Raw genomic sequence first — 4,143 nt, 5'->3', positions numbered from 1 at the left:
CATCCCGGTGGCGCTTCGGTGCAGGTGCACGCCCGCATCGAGGAGTCCTTCACGCTGGTCTACGACGCGCTGGTGTCGCGGGCCGGGCTGGCCTCGGTGTTGCCGACGGCTGTCGGCGCCGGCGCGGCGATCGCCCAGACCGTCACAGTCGGCCCGGTTGCCGAGCCGCCTGCCGACGAGCCTGAGGCCAGCGCCGTGACCGACAGCCTCACCGCACGACAGCTGGGCGGGATACAGCGCTGGACGCCGAATTCCGAAGAGACCGTGCGGGACCGGCTGGCGGCAATCGTGTCGATGGCGATGGGCTATGAGCCCGAGGACCTGCCGTGGGAGGTTCCGCTGGTCGAGCTCGGCCTGGACTCGATGATGGCCGTGCGGATCAAGAACCGGGTCGAGTACGACTTCGACCTCCCGCCGATCCAGCTGCAGGCGGTCCGTGACGCCAACCTCTACAACATCGAGCAGCTGATCGAGTACGCGATCGAGCACCGCGACGAGGTGGCCGAACTGCACGAGCACCAGAAGACGCTGACGCCCGAGGAGATTGCCGCCGAGCAGGCCGCGATGCTGACCGGAGCCACCCCAGTGCTATCCGGAGCCAGCGCTGCGGCGGCGTCGGCCGAACCCGAAGCGCCGTCTCGTCCCGAGCCCGACGCTGCCATCCCGCCACCACCGACCGACCCTGCGGGCCCGACCGGTGTCAGCACGGCGACGGCTGCCGCAGCGGCCGCCAAGGTTCTCACCCAGGCGGCGGTGACGGAGGCGCTGGGTGCCGACGTCCCGCCGCGTGATGCTGCCGAGCGGGTGACGTTCGCGACCTGGGCGATCGTCACCGGCAAGTCGCCGGGTGGCATCTTCAACCCACTGCCCACGCTCGACGACGCCACTGCCACGAAGTTGGCCGAGCGACTCTCCGAACGGGCCGAAGGCACTATTAACGTCGACGACGTGAAGGCGGCCACGACCATCGAAGGCCTGGCGAGCATCGTTCGCGACCAGCTCGAGGAAGGCGTGGTGGACGGTTTCGTCCGCACCCTGCGGGCGCCGCAAGAGGGCACCTCGAAGCTGCCGCTGTTCGTGTTCCACCCGGCCGGCGGATCTACCGTGGTCTACGAGCCGCTGATGCGGCGGCTGCCCGCGGACCTCCCGGTGTACGGCATCGAGCGGGTGGAGGGCTCCATCGAGGAGCGTGCCGCCGAGTATGTGCCCAAGCTGCTGGAGCTACACAACGGTCCGTTCCTGCTGGCGGGTTGGTCGTTGGGCGGGGCACTGGCCTACGCCTGCGCAATCGGCCTCAAACGGGCCGGCGCCGAGGTTCGCTACGTCGGACTGATCGACCTGGTGCTGCCCGGGGAGCCGATCGACCTGAGCAAAGAAGGGATGCGCGCGCGCTGGGACCGCTATGCACGGTTTGCCGAGCGCACATTCAATGTCGAGGTTCCCGAGATCCCCTATGAGGAACTGGAGAAGCTCGACGACGAGGGCCAGGTCCGCTTCGTCCTGGACGTGGTCGCGCAGAGCGGTGTGCAGATCCCGGGCGGGATCATCGAGCATCAGCGCACGTCGTACCTGGACAATCGGGCCCTGGATACCATCGAGATCCAGCCCTACGACGGCCACGTCACGCTGTACATGGCCGACCGCTACCACGACGACGCCATCGTGTTCGAGCCCGCCTACGCCACCCGCAAGCCGGACGGCGGGTGGGGCGAGTATGTGGGCGACCTGGAGATCGTGCCGGTCGGCGGCGAGCACATCCAGGTCATCGACGAGCCGATCATCGCCAAGATCGGTGCGCACATGACGCAGGCGCTCAACAAGATTCACGCCCATCAGGAACATGCCCATCAGGAACATGCCCATCAGGAACATGCCCATCAGGAACATGCCCAGTGAGAAAGAAGCCTGAGTGACCACCAAGACCACCGCCGCGCTGCTGGCTGAACTGCGCGAAAAGCTGGAGCTGGCAAAGGAGCCCGGTGATCCGAAGGCGATCGCGCGGCGCGACAAGAAGGGGATCCCCAGCGCCCGCGCGCGCATCCACGCGCTGCTCGACCCGGGTAGCTTCCTGGAGATCGGCGCGCTGGCCCGCACGCCGGGTGACCCGAACGCGCTCTACGGCGACGGTGTGGTGACCGGGCACGGACGGATCAACGGCCGACCGGTCGCAGTGTTCAGCCACGACCAGACGGTGTTCCAGGGTTCGGTCGGCGAGATGTTCGGTCGCAAGGTGGCCAAGCTGATGGACTGGGTGGCCATGGTCGGCTGCCCGATCATCGGCATCAACGACTCCGCCGGCGCCCGCATCCAGGACGCGGTCACCTCGCTGGCCTGGTACGCCGAGTTGGGCCGCCGGCACGAGATGCTGCGCGGACTGGTGCCCGAGATCTCCATCATCTTGGGCAAATGTGCTGGGGGAGCTGTCTATTCGCCGATCCAGACCGACCTGCTGGTGGCGGTGCGCGACCAGGGCTACATGTTCATCACCGGCCCCGACGTGATCAAGGACGTCACCGGTGAGGACGTCACGTTCGACGAGTTGGGCGGCGCCGACGTGCAGGCCCAGCGCGGCAACATCCACAAGGTCGTCGAGGACGAGGCTGCGGCCTTCCGCTACGTCCGCGATTACCTTTCGTTTCTGCCGGACAACACATTTGGCGACGGGCCGATCGTCAACCCGGGCCTCGAGCCCGAGATCACCCCGACCGACCTCGAACTCGACACCATCGTGCCAGACGCGGACAACACCGCCTATGACATGCACGAGATCCTGCTGCGCATCTTCGATGACGGCGACGTTTTCGAGATCGCCGACCAGCGCGGGCCGGCCATCATCACCGCGTTCGCCCGCGTCGACGGACGGTCGGTAGGCGTGATCGCCAACCAGCCGATGGTCATGTCCGGGGCGGTCGACAGCGAGGCATCCGACAAGGCGTCCAGCTTCATCCGATTCTGCGACTCCTACAATCTGCCACTGGTTTTCGTGGTGGACACCCCAGGCGCGATGCCCGGTGTCACGGAGGAGAAGAACGGGATCATCAAGCGGGGTGGTCGGTTCTTCAACGCGATCGTGGAGGCCGATGTGCCGAAGGTGACCATCATCGTCCGCAAAGCCTATGGCGGGGGCTATGCGGTGATGGGTTCCAAGCAGCTGTCCGCCGACCTGAACTTCGCCTGGCCCACCGCGCGCATCGCGGTGATCGGTGCCGACGGCGCCGCTCAGCTACTGGTCAAGCGGTTCCCCGATCCGACCGCGCCCGAGGTGCAGCAGATCAAGAAGGACTTCATCGAGGGCTACAACCTCAACATGGCGATCCCGTGGATCGCCGCCGAGCGCGGCTACATCGACGGCGTGATCGAGCCGCACGAGACCCGGCTGCTGCTACGCAAGTCACTAAACCTGCTGCGGGACAAGCAGATTCACTGGCGCACGCAGCGCAAGCATGGTCTGACCCCGATTTAGACCTTCGAGATGAAGTCCGAGGTGTAGAACTCCTGCGGGCTCTGCGAGTAGGGGTTGGCCTGCCGGATGAACACCCAGACGCCGGTCGCTCCGGAACTCAGCGGGGCGCTGACAGTGGTGTTGGCGATTCCCGCGCCGTCGGTGTTCAGCGAGCCGACCGCGACACCGGGTCCGGGGCCGTCACACGGCGAGTTGGACGCGCGCGGTGCCTGGATGAGGGCGACGTCGTAGTGGGCGTTGGGTGCGCCAGGCTCCGCGAGGTGGACGTCCGCGGTCACCGATCCACCGTTGGAATGGATGACGGCCGAGGCCATTCCGCGGTCGGTCGAAGCGCGGTCCGGGATCGGGCTGAAATCGCAGGTCCGCAGGATGCTGCGCATAGGCACCACGGTCCCGCTCTGCGCATTCGCGGGAACTGCCGAACCGGTCAGTGCGATGACGACCGGCAGCGCGCACCCAGCGGCGGCGGAAATCCTTGATGACATGTGTCAAGTATTCCCTTTGATGAGCTAAACAGAGCACGTCAAAGGGGGAGAGATCGCTTACATGTGATGCCTGAATGTGATGGGGAGCACCGCGCAAGTGCTACATCTCAGCGTCCTGCTGCCGCTGCACCTTCGCGCCCGCCTCGGTGGACTCCCGGAGCTCCCGCTTCGTCTTCGTGGCCTCATCGGCCAGCT

At 66.5% G+C, this 4,143-nt stretch carries 3 protein-coding genes; 2 read left to right on the top strand and 1 reads right to left on the bottom strand.

Annotated elements, in window-relative coordinates; genetic code table 11:
* Both AC2VOG_RS03160 and AC2VOG_RS03155 read left to right on the top strand, forming a co-directional pair.
* The coding region (locus AC2VOG_RS03160; protein WP_486938462.1) for a thioesterase domain-containing protein at positions 1–1,896 on the top strand (1,896 nt) is incomplete at its 5' end.
* Positions 1,897–1,909: 13 nt separating this feature from the next.
* The gene (locus AC2VOG_RS03155; protein WP_486938461.1) at positions 1,910–3,463 is read left to right on the top strand and encodes an acyl-CoA carboxylase subunit beta; all 1,554 of its coding nucleotides are present in this window, start codon (positions 1,910–1,912) and stop codon (positions 3,461–3,463) included.
* Here the strand turns inward: AC2VOG_RS03155 and AC2VOG_RS03150 are convergent.
* Entirely contained in the window at positions 3,460–3,948 is a 489-nt protein-coding gene (locus AC2VOG_RS03150) for a hypothetical protein (RefSeq protein ID WP_486938460.1), read from the bottom strand. The two genes, AC2VOG_RS03155 and AC2VOG_RS03150, sit on opposite strands and share 4 nt — an antisense overlap.
* Positions 3,949–4,143 lie beyond the last annotated feature (195 nt).

The organism is Mycobacterium sp. TH-M11, from assembly GCF_057473725.1.
Note: the sequence above shows the minus strand (reverse complement) of the source record. Positions and strands in the feature narration are given on the sequence as shown.

What these genes read in the sequence shown, in the direction of transcription:
- AC2VOG_RS03150 (WP_486938460.1), bottom strand. Translation starts at nt 3,948, where the DNA reads ATGTCATCAAGGATTTCCGCCGCCGCTGGGTGCGCGCTGCCGGTCGTC.